Source organism: Flexivirga caeni (assembly GCF_003724155.1).
GTDB classification, from domain to species: domain Bacteria; phylum Actinomycetota; class Actinomycetes; order Actinomycetales; family Dermatophilaceae; genus Flexivirga; species Flexivirga caeni.
The window spans coordinates 19,414-33,227 of record NZ_RJJQ01000020.1 but is presented as its reverse complement, the minus strand read 5'-3'; the positions used below and the strand labels follow the sequence as shown (position 1 = coordinate 33,227).

At 70.1% G+C, this 13,814-nt stretch carries 15 protein-coding genes; 12 read left to right on the top strand and 3 right to left on the bottom strand.

Annotated elements, in window-relative coordinates:
* The first annotated feature begins 8 nt into the window (after positions 1-8).
* The 10 genes from EFY87_RS16695 (at position 9) to EFY87_RS16650 (ending at position 8,187) form a co-directional block, all read left to right on the top strand.
* Positions 9-314 carry a DivIVA domain-containing protein gene (locus tag EFY87_RS16695; RefSeq protein ID WP_123272627.1) on the top strand — a complete coding sequence of 102 codons (306 nt, stop codon included), beginning with the start codon at positions 9-11 and terminating at the stop codon, positions 312-314.
* On the top strand, positions 307-894 hold the full coding sequence (locus EFY87_RS16690; RefSeq protein ID WP_123272626.1) for a DNA-3-methyladenine glycosylase I: 588 nt from the start codon (positions 307-309) through the stop codon (positions 892-894). The genes EFY87_RS16695 and EFY87_RS16690 overlap by 8 nt, the downstream gene beginning before the upstream one ends.
* Positions 891-2,174, top strand: coding sequence for a hypothetical protein (locus tag EFY87_RS16685; protein ID WP_245988716.1), 1,284 nt, complete (start codon positions 891-893; stop codon positions 2,172-2,174). Before EFY87_RS16690 ends, EFY87_RS16685 begins: the two co-directional genes overlap by 4 nt.
* A gap of 116 nt (positions 2,175-2,290) precedes the next feature.
* On the top strand, positions 2,291-2,620 hold the full coding sequence (locus EFY87_RS16680) for a hypothetical protein (protein ID WP_123272625.1): 330 nt from the start codon (positions 2,291-2,293) through the stop codon (positions 2,618-2,620).
* A complete protein-coding gene (locus tag EFY87_RS16675) occupies positions 2,589-3,659 on the top strand; it encodes an alpha/beta fold hydrolase (RefSeq protein ID WP_123272624.1) in 1,071 nt (356 codons plus the stop codon). The genes EFY87_RS16680 and EFY87_RS16675 overlap by 32 nt, the downstream gene beginning before the upstream one ends.
* A complete protein-coding gene (locus EFY87_RS16670; RefSeq protein WP_123272623.1) occupies positions 3,656-4,186 on the top strand; it encodes a GNAT family N-acetyltransferase in 531 nt (176 codons plus the stop codon). Before EFY87_RS16675 ends, EFY87_RS16670 begins: the two co-directional genes overlap by 4 nt.
* A gap of 2 nt (positions 4,187-4,188) precedes the next feature.
* Positions 4,189-4,953: an SDR family NAD(P)-dependent oxidoreductase gene (locus tag EFY87_RS16665; protein WP_123272622.1), complete on the top strand. Its 765-nt coding sequence runs from the start codon at positions 4,189-4,191 to the stop codon at positions 4,951-4,953.
* 46 nt (positions 4,954-4,999) lie between these two features.
* On the top strand, positions 5,000-6,493 hold the full coding sequence (locus EFY87_RS16660) for a long-chain-fatty-acid--CoA ligase (protein WP_123272621.1): 1,494 nt from the start codon (positions 5,000-5,002) through the stop codon (positions 6,491-6,493).
* The gene (locus tag EFY87_RS16655) at positions 6,490-7,296 is read left to right on the top strand and encodes a lipase family alpha/beta hydrolase (RefSeq protein WP_123272620.1); all 807 of its coding nucleotides are present in this window, start codon (positions 6,490-6,492) and stop codon (positions 7,294-7,296) included. Before EFY87_RS16660 ends, EFY87_RS16655 begins: the two co-directional genes overlap by 4 nt.
* Positions 7,297-7,302: 6 nt before the next feature.
* A complete protein-coding gene (locus tag EFY87_RS16650; protein WP_123272619.1) occupies positions 7,303-8,187 on the top strand; it encodes an alpha/beta fold hydrolase in 885 nt (294 codons plus the stop codon).
* A gap of 358 nt (positions 8,188-8,545) precedes the next feature.
* On the opposite strand, the gene EFY87_RS16645 is transcribed toward EFY87_RS16650, so the two are convergent.
* The 3 genes from EFY87_RS16645 to EFY87_RS16635 are packed head-to-tail and all read right to left on the bottom strand — an operon-like array spanning position 8,546 to position 11,269.
* Positions 8,546-9,892: an SPFH domain-containing protein gene (locus EFY87_RS16645; protein WP_123272618.1), complete on the bottom strand. Its 1,347-nt coding sequence runs from the start codon at positions 9,890-9,892 to the stop codon at positions 8,546-8,548.
* Positions 9,893-9,894: 2 nt separating this feature from the next.
* The gene (locus EFY87_RS16640) at positions 9,895-10,323 is read right to left on the bottom strand and encodes an NfeD family protein (RefSeq protein ID WP_123272617.1); all 429 of its coding nucleotides are present in this window, start codon (positions 10,321-10,323) and stop codon (positions 9,895-9,897) included.
* Positions 10,324-10,366: 43 nt separating this feature from the next.
* Entirely contained in the window at positions 10,367-11,269 is a 903-nt protein-coding gene (locus EFY87_RS16635) for a universal stress protein (RefSeq protein ID WP_148043382.1), read from the bottom strand.
* A 124-nt stretch (positions 11,270-11,393) separates the two neighbouring features.
* Here EFY87_RS16635 and EFY87_RS16630 point away from each other — a divergent pair, with 124 nt between their 5' ends.
* The gene (locus EFY87_RS16630) at positions 11,394-13,154 is read left to right on the top strand and encodes a sensor histidine kinase (RefSeq protein ID WP_123272615.1); all 1,761 of its coding nucleotides are present in this window, start codon (positions 11,394-11,396) and stop codon (positions 13,152-13,154) included.
* A complete protein-coding gene (locus EFY87_RS16625) occupies positions 13,151-13,804 on the top strand; it encodes a response regulator (protein WP_123272614.1) in 654 nt (217 codons plus the stop codon). The genes EFY87_RS16630 and EFY87_RS16625 overlap by 4 nt, the downstream gene beginning before the upstream one ends.
* Positions 13,805-13,814 lie beyond the last annotated feature (10 nt).

Below are 13,814 nucleotides of genomic sequence, written 5' to 3'. Positions count from 1 at the left end.
CTGAGCGGGTGCTGGTCTTCCTCATCGCGCTGCTGGTCGTCGTCATCGGCCTGGTCGTCTTTGCGATCGTCGGGCACTTCGGGGCGACCCTGGAGGACCCGACGCGCACCTCGCCCTTCGAATCGCTGCCCCGCGGCATCGTCACACCCGAGGACATCGACCAGGTGCGGTTCGACCAAACCCTGCGCGGCTACCGGATGGGGCAGGTCGACGAGGTTCTCGACCGGTTGCGTGCCGAGCTGGCGGCTCGGGACGAGGAGATCGCGTTGCTGCGCGGCGAGCACGCCGGCGGCATACATCCGACGCATGAGTGAGCCTGCAGCAGTCGTCACCGGGCAGGACGGCCGCACCCGGTGCGCCTGGGGCGACGGCAGTGACGACTACCGCGTCTACCACGACACCGAATGGGGTGTGCCGGTCCACGGGGAGCGCGCGCTCTACGAACGCATCACGCTCGAGGCCTTCCAGTCCGGCCTCGCCTGGATCACCATCCTGCGCAAGCGGCCGGCGTTCCGCGCGGCGTTCGCCGGTTTCGACCCCGAGATCGTGGCGGCGTATGGCGCCTCCGACGTCGAGCGGCTCATGCAGGACGCCGGGATCGTCCGCAACCGCCGCAAGATCGACGCCGCGATCGCCAACGCGCGCGCGGTCCTCGCGCTGCGCGACGAAGGTGGCCTCGACCAGCTCGTCTGGTCGCACGCGCCAGTGCGGCACGCTCGCCCGGCGAGCATTGCGGACCTGCCTGCACAGACCGCCGAATCCCTAGCATTGGCAAAGGCTTTGAAGAAGTCCGGCTTCGCGCACGTCGGCCCGACGACCATGTATGCCGCCATGCAGGCGTGCGGCCTCGTCGACGACCACTTCGCGGGCTGTTTCCGGGGCGGGGCCCGATGACGGCCGGCGTCACGACCACCGCCGGCCGATCCGGGGCGCAGCGCCCGGCGGCCACCTCCACCCGGCTGCAGGTATGGCGCATGCGCGGCGTCGACCTGCTGCACCGTCGCCTGCTGCTCTGCGTGCTCGTCGCCTACCTGGTGGCGCGGCTTTTCTCCGCGATCGTCATGCAGGCGGTTGCGCACGAGCAGAACCCGGACTACATCTTCTACTCCACCGGGCACCAGGACTACTGGCAGATGACCCACGTGTGGGACGGCCGCTGGTATCAGACCATCGTCGAGGACGGCTATCCCCAGCAGTTGCCCACGGTGGGCGGTGTCGTCCAGCAGAACCCGTGGGCCTTCTACCCGATGTATCCCGGCATGGTGTCGCTGCTGATGCACCTGACCGGCGGCTCGTTCGCCGTCGTCGGCTCGTTGCTGTCGCTGGTGCTCGGCGGGGTTGCGGTCGTCCTGATGGCCGTGCTGATCCGGGACAAGGTCGGTGCGGTTGCGGCCTTCGGCGTCGTGTGCGTCTTCTCCGCGTCGCCGCCGTCGCCGGTGCTGCAGATGACCTACACCGAGTCGCTCGCCCTGGTGCTGCTGATCAGCGCGCTGCTCGCGCTGCAGCGAAGACAGTGGTGGCTTGCCGCGGCTGCGGCCCTGGCGACCGGGCTCGCCCGCCCGGTGGCCGTGCCGCTGGCGGTCGTCGCCCTGGTCGCGCTCTGGTTGCGCTGGCGCGATCGGGAGCACGACCCGATCCGGAGCCGCGAGTGGGTGGCGATGGCGTCGACCCTCGTCGGGTGCGGCATCGCGGGCGGCATCTGGCCGGCCATCGCCTGGTGGCGCACGGGAGTGCCTTCGGCATACACGGAGACGATGGGGTCCTGGCGCAGCGACGGCAAGGTCGTCTACTTCGTGCCCTGGATCGCCAACTTCGACATGCTCTTCCACAGCGGTGTCGTGGCCGTGCTGGTGCTGCTGGTCCTGATCGTCGGATTCGTGGTGATCACGATTGGCCCGTGGGGCGACGCGATGGGCGCGGTCATGCGCACCTGGCTGCTGGCCTACGGGTTCTACCTGCTCGCGGTGCTGGACGCCTGGACCAGCACCTATCGCTATCTGCTGTTCATGTTCCCGATCCTGATCGTCTTCATCGGGGCCGGGTGGAAGGAGCGGGCACAGCGGCTGCTGGTGGGCTGGCGCACGGTCATCTGGGTCGGCCTCGGGCTGGGCTGGCAGGTGTGGTGGTGCTGGACGCTGCTGGTGCTGCGGCACTCGAGCGGGAACCCGATCTGAGCGAACGCCATTCGGCATTCGCCAGGTGGACGGTATGGCGCAAGTCGTGGTTTGGGAGTCGACCTCTGCGCTACCGTTCGAAAGGTGGTGACTCGATTCAGGCGGAGGACCCGGTGATGGGCGTCTTGCGTGACATCTACAACCGCATCGAGGAGACCGCGTCCCCGGTCGCGAGCGGACTCGCCCAGTCCGAGGAACTCGGGGAGGCGTTCGCGGTCGTGGCCGGGATTCACCGCGCCGTGCGCGGTCGCGTCGATCAGCTCGCGGGGGTGATGTGGCGCTCCGTCAACCTCCCCACGGCCACCGACGTCCAGCGCATGCGCAACCAGCTGGGCGAGCTGGACCGCGAGGTGCGGTTGCTCACCTTGCAACTGCAGCGGAACCGTCCACGAGCCGGAGACGAGGTGACTGGCGATGGTGAGCCTGCCGGGCAGGAGCACGATTGAGCGGATCACCCGCGAGGTCGAACGCAACACGCTGCGGGCCCGCAACGGCATCCGGATGGCGACCGGGATTCAGCACACCCAGGTCGGCCTGTCGCCGAAGGACGTCGTATGGCGCGGCGGCCGCACCCAGCTGTGGCACTACCGCAGCGACCGGGTGACGATGCGGCCGCCGCTGCTCATCGTCTACAGCCTGTTCAACAAGAGCTACATCCTGGACCTGCGGCCCGGGAACAGCGTCGTCGAACACCTGATCGCGGCCGGGTTCGACGTGTACCTGATCGACTGGGGCATCCCGGACGAGCGAGATGCGCAGAACACCATCGAGGATTACACCGACTTCTACCTGCCGGCCGTGATCGACCAGGTGTGCGCCATCTCCGGGAGCGACTCGATCAACCTGTTCGGCTATTGCTTCGGCGGCCTGCTGGCCGTGCTGCATGCGGCGCACCATCCGACTTCGCCGCTGCGCAGCCTGACTGCGCTGACGACGCCCGCCGACCTGAGCGCGCTCGGGCCGATGGGGGACGCCCTCGGTCGCAGCGACATCGACGCCGCCATCGGCAGCGACGGGCTGGTGCCGCCGTCGGTGATCATGCAGGGTTTCCGGTCGCTCGATCCGATGGCCGAGGTGACCTCCCGGGTCGATCTGGTCGAGAGGTTGTGGAACGACGAGTTCGTCACGGCATACCAGGCAATGACCGGGTGGGGCTCGGACCAGGTGCCACTGCCCGGTGCCCTCGCGCGGCAGCTGCAGCAGATGGTCGTCGACAACGCGCTGGTCAACGACCGCATCACGATCGGCGGTGACCGGGTCCGGTTGCGTGACATCCGGCTGCCGTTCGCGCACGTGCTCGGACTGCGCGATCACATCATCCCGCTGGACTCGGCGGCCCCGCTGGTCGGTCTGGTCGGATCGGCGGAGAAGCGGGAATACCGCTTCGACGCCGGTCACGTCGGCCTGATGGTCGGCCGCACCGCCGCCAAGAACACCGTCCCGGCGATCATCGACGTCGTGAAGCAGCAGAGCGAGGCAACATGACCATTCAGCAGTTCAGGCCCGAGCATGTCGCCCCACTCGGCGCGTTGTTCGCCGGCCTGCCGGAGGGCGATCGCACCTTCATCAAGGAGGACGTCTCGTCGGCGTCGGTCGCCGCGTGGCCGGATGCGCCCGGCTGGCGCTGGGTGGACGTCGCGGGCGATGGCGCGATCGACGGTTTCGCGGCACTGCTGCCGTTGTCCGGCTGGTCCGATCACGTCGCGGAACTCCGGCTGGTGGTGGCACCGCGCGCCCGCGGCCGAGGCATCGGCCGGCTGCTCGCCCAGCACGCGGTCACCGCCGCGATCCGACTCGGCCTGCTGAAGGTCGTCGTCGAACTTCCTGCGGTGCAGGAACGGACGACAGAGATGTTTCTCGGGCTCGGGTTCAGCGGCGAAGCACTGCTGCGTGACCACTTCCGGGACCGCGACGGCAACTTGCAGGACCTGATCATGCTCGCGTACCTCGGCGAGGAACACCTCGCGACGCTTGCGGCCGTTGGCATCGACGACCTGGTGGAAGGACACTGATCATGGCACTGATCGATCTGTTCAGGCTCGATGGCCGGGTGGCGGTGGTCACTGGCGCATCCAGCGGGCTCGGGGTGGTCTTCGCGACGGCCCTCGCGGAGGCCGGTGCGGACGTCGTGCTCGGGGCGCGGCGCGAGGACAAGCTCGCCGCCACCGCCGAGCGGGTCAGCGCACTCGGCCGCCGGGCGCTCCCGGTCCGCACCGATGTCACCCGGCCCGAGGAATGCACCCGGCTCGTCGAGCGCGGGATGGAGGAGTTCGGCCGTGTCGACGTCCTGATCAACAACGCAGGTGTCGGGACCGCCGTGCCGGCCACCCGCGAGACCCCGGAGCAGTTCCGGTCGGTGATCGACCTCAACCTGAACGCGACGTACTGGATGGCGCAGGCCGCCGCTCGCCACATGCAGCCGGGAAGCTCCATCGTCAACGTCAGCAGCGTCCTGGGGATGACCACGATGGGTCTGCCGCAGGCTGCGTATGGCGCCAGCAAGGCCGGCGTGATCGGTCTCACCCGCGACCTGGCGCAGCAGTGGACCTCCCGCAAGGGGATCCGGGTCAACGCGCTCGCGCCCGGCTACTTCAAGTCCGAGATGACCGACCAGTTCGACCGCGACTACGTCGAGGGCGTCGTCATACCGCGCACCCTGATGGGCCGGCTCGGCAACCCGGAGGAGATCGCCGCGGCGATGCTTTTCCTGGCCAGCGACGCCGGCGGGTACGTCACCGGCCTGACACTTCCGGTCGAAGGCGGCCTGCTCGCGACCTGACCGGCTCGATCCGTGCGCGACGTTCGTTCACCCGAAGGAGACTCCGATGACCAATCTTGCCGAGAACCTGGTCAACACGGCCAGGGCCTTCCCGCAGCATGCGGCGCTGCGGGAAGGTGATCGCTCGTTGAGCTATGCCGAGTTCGATGACGCCGCTGCCCGCGCGGGCAGCTGGCTCGCCGCGCGAGGCGTGCGCGCCGGCGACTCGGTCGGCATCATGCTGCCGAACGTCCTGGAGTTCCCGGTGCTGTTCTACGGCGCGATGCGCATCGGGGCACTCGCCGTGCCGATGAACCCGCTGCTCAAGGGACGGGAGATCGCGCACTTCAGTGGCGATTCGCAGATGAAGGTGCTGTGCGTCGCTCCCGCGGTCTCTCCGGAGGAGACCGCACGTGCGGTCGATGGCTGTCAGGTCGTGCAGATCGGCAGCGACTTCCTCGACGGTCTCCGGGCCTTCGACCCGGCCGGGTTCGTCGACCGCGCGGACGACGACACGGCGGTCATCCTGTACACCTCCGGCACTACCGGTGTGCCCAAGGGCGCGGAGCTGACGCACCATGGGCTCAACGAGAACCGGCGCGTCGCCGGGCAGGATCTGTTCCACATGACCGAGCAGGACATCATCATGGGCTGCCTGCCGCTGTTTCACGTGTTCGGCCTGACCTCGGCGCTCAACGTGAGCGTCGGGAGCGGCTCGCTGCTGACGCTCATCCCGCGGTTTGACCCGGAGGTCGTGCTGCACACGATTCAGCGGGAGAAGGTCACCGTCTTCGAAGGCGTGCCGACGATGTACACCGCGCTCGCAGCCCTGGACTCGGCCAGTCCGGAGTCGGTGGCGACGTTGCGGATGAGCGTGTCCGGCGGCGCGTCGTTGCCCGCCGAAGTCGTTCGCGGCTTCGAGGCGGCATACGGCGTCAAGATACTTGAAGGCTACGGCCTGTCCGAGACCTCGCCCGTGGTGAGCTTCAACCTGATGGACAACGCCAAGCTGGGCTCGATCGGGCTGCCCATACCCGGGGTCGAGATGAAGGTCGTCGACGCGGAAGGTCACGACGTGGCCACCGGCGAGGTCGGCGAGATCTGCGTGCGCGGGCCGAACGTCATGAAGGGCTACCTGAATCGTCCGGAAGCCACGGCCGAGGCGATCGACGCCGGCCATTGGCTGCATACGGGCGACATCGGCTACTCGGACGAGGACGGCTTCTACTTCATCGTCGACCGCAAGAAGGACCTGATCATTCGCGGCGGCTACAACGTCTACCCGCGCGAGATCGAGGAGGTCCTCTACGAGCACCCCGCGGTGCACGAGGCCGCGGTGCTCGGGCTGCCGCACCCGACTCATGGCGAGGAAGTCGGCGCGGCAGTGTCGCTGAAGCCGGGCGCGACCGCCACACCGGAGGAGATCCGGGACTTCGTCAAGGCACGGGTCGCGGCCTATAAGTATCCGCGACGGGTCTGGTTCCTGGACGACCTGCCCAAGACCGGGACCGGCAAGATCCTCAAGCGGGAGATCACGATCCCGGAACCGGACGACCAGTGAGCGTCGGCGCCGGCGAGGGGGAGGCAATCTCCTGCGCGCCGCGCGGGGCCAGGCAATGGTGGCGGGACCCGGTGCAGGAGTGCACCTGGCCGGTGGAGTACGCCGGGCTGCTGACGTCGCCGGTATGGCGGGGCGTGGGCGTGCGGGACGGCCGGGACCGTCCGGTGCTACTCATCCCCGGTTTCCTGGCGGGCGATGTGTCCCTCGTGGTGCTCGCGAACTGGCTGCAGCGCACCGGCTACCGGCCGAAACTGTCGGGGATCGTCTGGAACGTCGGCTGCGCGGAGCGCTACTTGCCGCCGTTGCGCCGTCGGCTTTGCGCGCTCGCGGAGCGTGCCGGGGAGCCGGTCGTGCTCGTGGGGCACAGCAGGGGAGGGCTGCTCGCGAACGCGCTGGCCGGGCTCGAGCCCGGCCTGGTCGCGAAGGTCGTGACCCTCGGCAGCCCACTGACCGACAATCTCGACGTCGCGCCGCTGACGGCGGCTGCGGTCGCGGGCGCCCGCTGGGTGGAGACCGCGCGTGACCCGGGCGCGCGCTCCCGGCACTGCCTCACCTCCGGCTGCTTGTGTTCCTACCGCGACGGCACCGAATCGGCAGCGACCGGGCCAGTGCCCTTGACCTGTGTCGCCTCCGAGGACGACGGCATCGTCCGGCCCCAGTCGTGCGTGCTGCCGGGAGCGAAAGTGCGCTGGGTTCGCGGTTCGCACCTGGGCCTGGCCACTAACGCGCAGGTCTACCGGATCCTCGCCGACGAACTTGCTCCGGCCGGCCGGCCGGTCCGGCGGTCCACCACCAGGAGGTAACCTAAGATGCCGATCTCGACCGCGCAGTGCGGGGACGTCGAACTCGCCTACGAGACGTTCGGCGACCCCGCCAACCCGGCCGTCGTGCTCGTCATGGGCCTGGCCACCCAGATGATCGGCTGGCCGGACGGATTCTGCAGCCTGCTGGTGGATGCGGGGTTCCACGTCGTGCGGTTCGACAACCGTGACATCGGGCTGTCCACTCACCTGCACGAAGCCGGCGTGCCGGACCTGTCCGGTCTGCTGGTCGGAAAGCCGCTGGAGAGTGCGCCATACACGCTGGGCGACATGGCCGACGACACCCTCGGCCTGCTGGACGCGCTCGAACTGGAACGGGTGCACCTGGTGGGGGCGTCGATGGGCGGCATGATCGTGCAGGAGTTCGCCCTGCGGCACCCGGAGCGGCTGCTGTCGCTGACGTCGATCATGTCGACGCCGTCGGTGGCGATCGGGCCGCCGACGGCGGACGCGATGAGCGCCTTGTTCATCCCGCCGCCCGACTGTGCGGAAGCCGCTGCCGCGCGCTCGGTCGCGGTTTACCGGGTGATCGGTTCGCCCGGCTATCCGCTGGACGAGGCGGGGCTCGCCGAGCGTGGCAAGGAGTCGTTCCGGCGGTCCAACGACCCGGCGGGTGTGGCGCGGCAGCTGGCCGCGATTCAGCTCGCCGCCGACCGGTCGGAGCGGCTGCGGGGGCTGGCCGTGCCGACCCTGGTGCTGCACGGCGAGTCCGATCCGCTGGTGCAGCCCGACGGCGGTCGCGCGACGGCCGCCGCCGTGCCGGGGGCGCGGCGCGTGACGTTCCCCGGGATGGGGCACGACCTGCCCGAGGCGCTCTGGCCGCAGTTCGTCGCGGAGATCCGGGCTCTCGCGACGGCCGCCGCCCGCGGGTAATCCCCTCCTACCGCGCCGTAAGCCTCGACAGTTGAAGGTTATGTCGCTCCGGGGCCGGCATCCGGGCCGTAAGCCTCGACGGTCGAAGGTTGCGTCACCGCAGTGCGCTGTTCCGTGCTCTCCGCTTCAACGGTCGAAGGTTGTGTCATCGGCAACCGTTGCGGACAGCAGGCACGTGGCTGTCAGTTGCACACCTGAACGACGGGAGGCCGGGCCAGCGACACAGGAATCGAGCCGAGGACCGCTGCACAATGATCTCCTGATGTCTCGGGCGACGCCGACAGGCTCAGTAATCCGGGCAATCGGCCGGGACTACTGAGCCTGTCGGGTAACTGCTGAGTTTGTCAGCGAGCCGGATCTACTGACCGCCCTCCGGACCGGGCTGCCCCGGCGGGTAGGGCGGCTGCTGCGGCGCAGCCTGCTGGTGTCCGGGCAGTTGCACGCCCTGCGGCGGGTATTGCGGGGGCGGGCCGGGGATCTGTGGCTGGCCGGGTGCCGGCGCTGCGGGCAGCGCCTGCGTGGCGGCGCCGGGTTCGGGTGGCTCGGGCGCAGCCGCGGGCTCCGGAGCGGGCGCCGGCGGCCGGCTCGGGCGGATTCGCGCGGGCGGCTCGTCCGCCTCGGTGGTCTGCCGGGCGACCGCCTCCGCGTCGGCGACGGCCTTGGCAACAGCCGGGTCGCGGGTCAGCTTGAACCAGTCCTCGACGTCGGCGTCGTTCATCGGCGCCATCTTCTCGGCCGGCGGCATCTCGTAGTGGAAGGTGCCGTCGTCGGACTGTGCACCGAACGACTTGGCGAAACCCTGCAGCGCCGCACCGAAGTCGGTCGGCACCACCCACACCTTGCTCGCCTCGCCCTTGGCCATCTCGGGCAACTGCTGGAGGTATTCGTAGGCGAGCAGTTCGGGCGTCGGGCGACTGGCCCGGATCGCGTTGAACTTCTTCTCGATCGCCTTGGCTTCACCTTGTGCGTGCAGGTACTTGGCGGCGCGTTCACCTTCGGCGCGCAGCACCTGCGACTGCCGGTCGGCCTCGGCGGCCAGGATCGCGGCCTGCTTGGCACCCTCGGCCGCGAGGATCTGGCTCTGTTTGTCACCTTCGGCCGACTTGATCGCGGCCTCCCGGTGACCTTCGGCCGCCAGGATGGTCGCCCGCTTCTCGCGGTCGGCCTTCATCTGCTTCTCCATCGACTCCTGGATGGAAGGCGGCGGGAAGATCGACTTCAGCTCCACGCGGGCGACGCGCAGACCCCAACGGCCGGTCGCCTCGTCGAGCACACCGCGCAACTGGGCGTTGATGGTCTCGCGGGAGGTGAGTGTCTCCTCCAGCGTCATACCGCCGACGACGTTGCGCAGGGTGGTGGTGGTCAGCTGCTCGACACCGACGATGTAGTCGTTGATCTCGTAGACGGCAGCGCGCGGCTCGGTGACCTGGAAATAGACGACGGTGTCGATATTGACCGTCAGGTTGTCCTCGGTGATCACCGGCTGCGGGGGGAACGACACGACGCGTTCCCGCAGGTCCACCCGGGCGCGCACCCGGTCGATGAACGGCACCAGCAGCGTCAGCTGCCCGGACACCGTCTTGGTGTAACGCCCGAGTCGCTCGATCACCGCGGCTTCCGCCTGGGGGATCAGCGCGACGGACTTCACGACCACGATGATTACCAGGATCACCAGGATCGCGACGACGATCAGCACTGGTTCCATTGTCATTCTCCCCGTTTCACGACAGCAGTGGCGCCGTCGATGTCTTGGACGATCACAGTCTCCCCGGTGCGGAAGGTGTCGTCCTCGTCGGCGGGTCTCGCCGACCAGATCTCGCCGGACAGCCGGATTTGGCCTCCGGTGTTGCCGAAGGCGGCCACCACGGTCGCCTCCTTGCCGCGTAGGGCCTCGACGCCCATCCGAGTCCCCGGCGAGCGCATTAGATGACGCTTGATGGTCGGGCGCACTCCGAGGACCAGCCCGACGGACACGATCGCGAAGATGACACCGGTCAGCCAGAGCGGTGCGCCGAGCCACGCTGCGAGGGCCGCAGCGAGCGCGCCGCCGCCCAGCATGAGCAGCACGAAGTCGCCGCTGAGCGCCTCCGCGGCGGCCAGCAGCACCCCGCCCGCGAACCAGATCAGTGCCGCCATGACCCGAGTCTTTCATGTTTGCGCGGCAGCGACGTGTCCGCCGTCACATGCGGGCCCGGCCTCCGGCGACTGCGGAGCCGTTCCTGGCGCCATACGCGACGACGGCGACGGGGCATTGCGCGCGCCGCAGCACCCCCTGGCTGACCGAGCCCAGCACGAGGCTCGCGACCGCCCGGTGCCCGCGGGTGCCGACCACGAGAAGCGACGCCTGGGCGCTGCGCTCGACCAGTTCGGGGGTTGCCGGCGCGCAGACGACCAGGGGGACCACCGGGACCTCCGGGTGCTGCGCGACGGGGCCGGCCAGGGCCGCGTCGAGGCGTGCGCGGTGATCGCGGCCGGCCGCCTCCAGGTTCGCGCCGGGCAATGGGATGCCGGCCGCGAAATCCCACCGTTCCACCCGCCAGCTGAGCACGGCCACCAGCGGCAGCATGCCGCGGGCGGCTTCGGCGAACGCGAAATCGAGCGCCGCGATACCGTCCGGCCGGTCGTCCACCCCTACGACCACGGGCCCGGCGAGTTGCCGCTCGGTGACCGCGTCGCGCGCGATGAGGACGGGGCAGTGCGCCGCCGCGGAGACCTGGGTGGCGACCGAGCCCAGCACGGCGCCGCGGACGGCGCCGACGCCGCGCGTGCCGAGCACGAGCTCGTCGGCCACCTCGGACGCCTCGACGAAGATCGGCACCGGTGGTCCGGCCGGTTGCGACCAGCTGATCGCAAGCCGCGGATGGTGGTGGGTCACGATACCGAGCGCCTCGTCGCAGACGTTGTCCATCGGCCCGTCGTCGAACGCCGGGCCGTATGCCGAGTCGGCGTCGCCGGCGTGCATGATGTGCAGCGGCCGGCCCTGCTGTTCGGCCCGGACGGCGGCCCACCGCAGCGCATGCCAGCCCTGCGCGGACCCGTCGACCCCGACGACGACGGAGCCGGGGAGAACGTGCCTGGTCATGCAGACCTCCTCGGCTCGGCGACCGTTGCCCAGGCTCCAGCGTGGATCAGCCACGCGGCCCGGCCGAGGGTCAAAGGTCCCGAAAGTCGCCCGCCTCGGGCAGCCTGGTCCTACTGTGAGTCGTATGACGATCCCGGACGAGGGAGCCGACGGGACCCGCCCCCTGGTGACGCCGGCGGCACTCGACCTGGACGACCTGCTCGGTGAGTTGCGCGCCCGGGCGCGTGCCTCCAGCCGGTCGCACGAGCGACTGGCGCGACTGCTCGACGCGGTCGTCGCGGTGACCTCCGATCTGGACCTCGGCGACGTGCTCTCGCGCATCGTCCGCGCAGCGTGCGAGCTGGTGGACGCCCGGTTCGGCGCACTCGGCGTGGTCGACCGGGACCACGAGCGGCTGGTGGAGTTCGTCACCCGCGGGGTCACCGACGAGGAACGCGCGGCGATCGGCGACCTGCCGCACGGCAGGGGCGTGCTGGGGCTGTTGATCCGCGAGCCGCACCCGCTGCGGCTCGCCGACCTGTCGGCCCACCCGGACAGCTACGGGCTCCCGCCGCATCACCCGCCCATGCGCACCTTCCTCGGGGCGCCGGTCCGGATTCGTGACGAAGTGTTCGGCAACATCTACCTGACCGAGAAGGCGGACGGGGGCGAGTTCACGCCGGACGACGAGGCGATCCTGGTGGCGCTCGCGGCAGCCGCCGGCATCGCGATCGACAATGCGCGGCTCTACGAACGGACCCGGCGGCAGCGTGCCTGGGTGGAGACCAGCGGCGAGCTCGGCCAGCGGTTGCTGGAGGGCTCCACCGAGCAGGACGCCATGCGGTTCCTGCTCGCCTCGGCGGTCGAACACTCCTACGCCAGCCACGGGTTCGTAGCGCTGCACGACCAGAGCGGCGCGCTTCGGGTCGTGGCAAGCGACGCCGGCGGCGAACGAGCGGCGCACAGCGCGCCGCTCGACGCGTCCGGCTGGCACACCCTCGTGCAGCAGGGTGAGCCGGTCCTGCTGGGCGTCGGCGACGTCGCCGACGCCCGGTTCCGGGACAGCATCGGCGCCGAACTCGCGTCCCTGCTCGGTGACGACCACGGCGCGGTTGCCGTCATACCGGTCGTCGTCGGCTCCGCGGATGTCGGCGTCATGGCCGTGGCGTGGGATCGCGAGAGCACGTCGGCGCCGGCCGAGATGCTGGAACTGCTGGCCGGTCTCGCCGGGCAGACCGCGCTCGCGCTGACCGCGTCCCGCGCGCAACGGGACAGCTCCCGGCTCGCGCTGCTGGAAGACCGCGACCGCATCGCGCGCGACATGCACGACCACGTGATCCAGCGGCTCTTCGCGACCGGCCTGTCGTTGCAGGCCGCGAGCCAGCTGGCGGTCCACCCGGCCGTGAAGTCCCGCATCGACGACGCCGTGGACGAGCTCGACCGGGCGATCAAGGATGTGCGCCACGCCATCTTCGAGCTGCACGACCTCGAGGCGTCGACCGCACGCCAGGCCGTGCAGGACGTGCTCGCGGAGCTCCGGACGGCCCTCGGGTTCCACCCGGAGATCACCCTGCAGGGCCCGATCGACCAGCTGCCCGCGGACGTGGTGACCGACGTGCTCGCCGTCGTGCGGGAGGCACTGTCCAACGTCGCCCGGCACGCGGGAGCGGCAAACGCCTCGGTCACCGTCGAGTGCGGCACGGAGCTGGTCGTCACCGTGAGCGACGACGGCGGCGGTGTCGGCCCGGTCATCCGGCGCAGCGGCCTGGAGAACCTGTCGCGCCGGGCTCGCGAACGCGGCGGCACGCTCGAGGTGCGGCCGAACACCCCGGCGGGCACCCGGTTGCGGTGGCGGGTCCCGCTGGACGGCGTGCGGGCCGCATGGTCGGCCGAGGAGGACGTATGACGATCCGCATCTTCCTGCTCGACGATCACGAAGTCGTGCGCCGGGGCATCCGGGACCTGCTGACGGCCGAGCCCGACTTCGAGGTCGTCGGGGAGGCGGCGACCGCGGCGGAGGCGCTGCGCGAGATCGTCCTGACCCGGCCCGACGTGGCACTGCTCGACGTGCGACTGCCCGACGGGTCCGGCGTCGAGGTGTGCCGGGACGCGCGGTCGGCGCTGCCTGGCTTGAAAGCGCTGATGTTCACGTCATACACCGACGCACGTGCCCTGCAGGCCGCCGTGCTCGCGGGCGCCTCCGGCTATCTGCTCAAGGACATCGTGGGGCCGAGCCTGACCGACGCCGTGCGACTGGTGGCCGGAGGTCGAAACCTCTTGCAGGACAACGAGGTCGAGGGGCTCCGGCGGTCGTGGGAGGAGCCCGAGCCGGTGGACGAGCGGCTGCGGCTGCTGTCACCCCAGGAGCGGCGCATCCTGGACCTGATCGCCCAGGGTATGACGAACAAGCAGATCGCCGACACGCTGCGGCTGGCCGAGAAGACGGTCAAGAACTACGTGACGTCGATGCTCGCGAAGCTCGGGATGGAGCGCCGGACGCAGGCTGCGGTGTTCGCCGCCACGCACTCTCCGGGCCGCCGGCCCCGGGACCAATGACCCTGTGCCG

Bases quoted from the DNA above. Each gene is read 5' to 3' on its own strand.
- EFY87_RS16690 (WP_123272626.1), top strand. From the start codon at position 307: ATGAGTGAGCCTGCAGCAGTCGTCACCGGGCAGGACGGCCGCACCCGG.
- EFY87_RS16685 (WP_245988716.1), top strand. From the start codon at position 891: ATGACGGCCGGCGTCACGACCACCGCCGGCCGATCCGGGGCGCAGCGC.
- EFY87_RS16680 (WP_123272625.1), top strand. From the start codon at position 2,291: ATGGGCGTCTTGCGTGACATCTACAACCGCATCGAGGAGACCGCGTCC.
- EFY87_RS16675 (WP_123272624.1), top strand. From the start codon at position 2,589: ATGGTGAGCCTGCCGGGCAGGAGCACGATTGAGCGGATCACCCGCGAG.
- EFY87_RS16670 (WP_123272623.1), top strand. From the start codon at position 3,656: ATGACCATTCAGCAGTTCAGGCCCGAGCATGTCGCCCCACTCGGCGCG.
- EFY87_RS16665 (WP_123272622.1), top strand. From the start codon at position 4,189: ATGGCACTGATCGATCTGTTCAGGCTCGATGGCCGGGTGGCGGTGGTC.
- EFY87_RS16660 (WP_123272621.1), top strand. From the start codon at position 5,000: ATGACCAATCTTGCCGAGAACCTGGTCAACACGGCCAGGGCCTTCCCG.
- EFY87_RS16650 (WP_123272619.1), top strand. From the start codon at position 7,303: ATGCCGATCTCGACCGCGCAGTGCGGGGACGTCGAACTCGCCTACGAG.
- EFY87_RS16645 (WP_123272618.1), bottom strand. From the start codon at position 9,892: ATGGAACCAGTGCTGATCGTCGTCGCGATCCTGGTGATCCTGGTAATC.
- EFY87_RS16640 (WP_123272617.1), bottom strand. From the start codon at position 10,323: ATGGCGGCACTGATCTGGTTCGCGGGCGGGGTGCTGCTGGCCGCCGCG.
- EFY87_RS16635 (WP_148043382.1), bottom strand. From the start codon at position 11,269: ATGACCAGGCACGTTCTCCCCGGCTCCGTCGTCGTCGGGGTCGACGGG.
- EFY87_RS16630 (WP_123272615.1), top strand. From the start codon at position 11,394: ATGACGATCCCGGACGAGGGAGCCGACGGGACCCGCCCCCTGGTGACG.
- EFY87_RS16625 (WP_123272614.1), top strand. From the start codon at position 13,151: ATGACGATCCGCATCTTCCTGCTCGACGATCACGAAGTCGTGCGCCGG.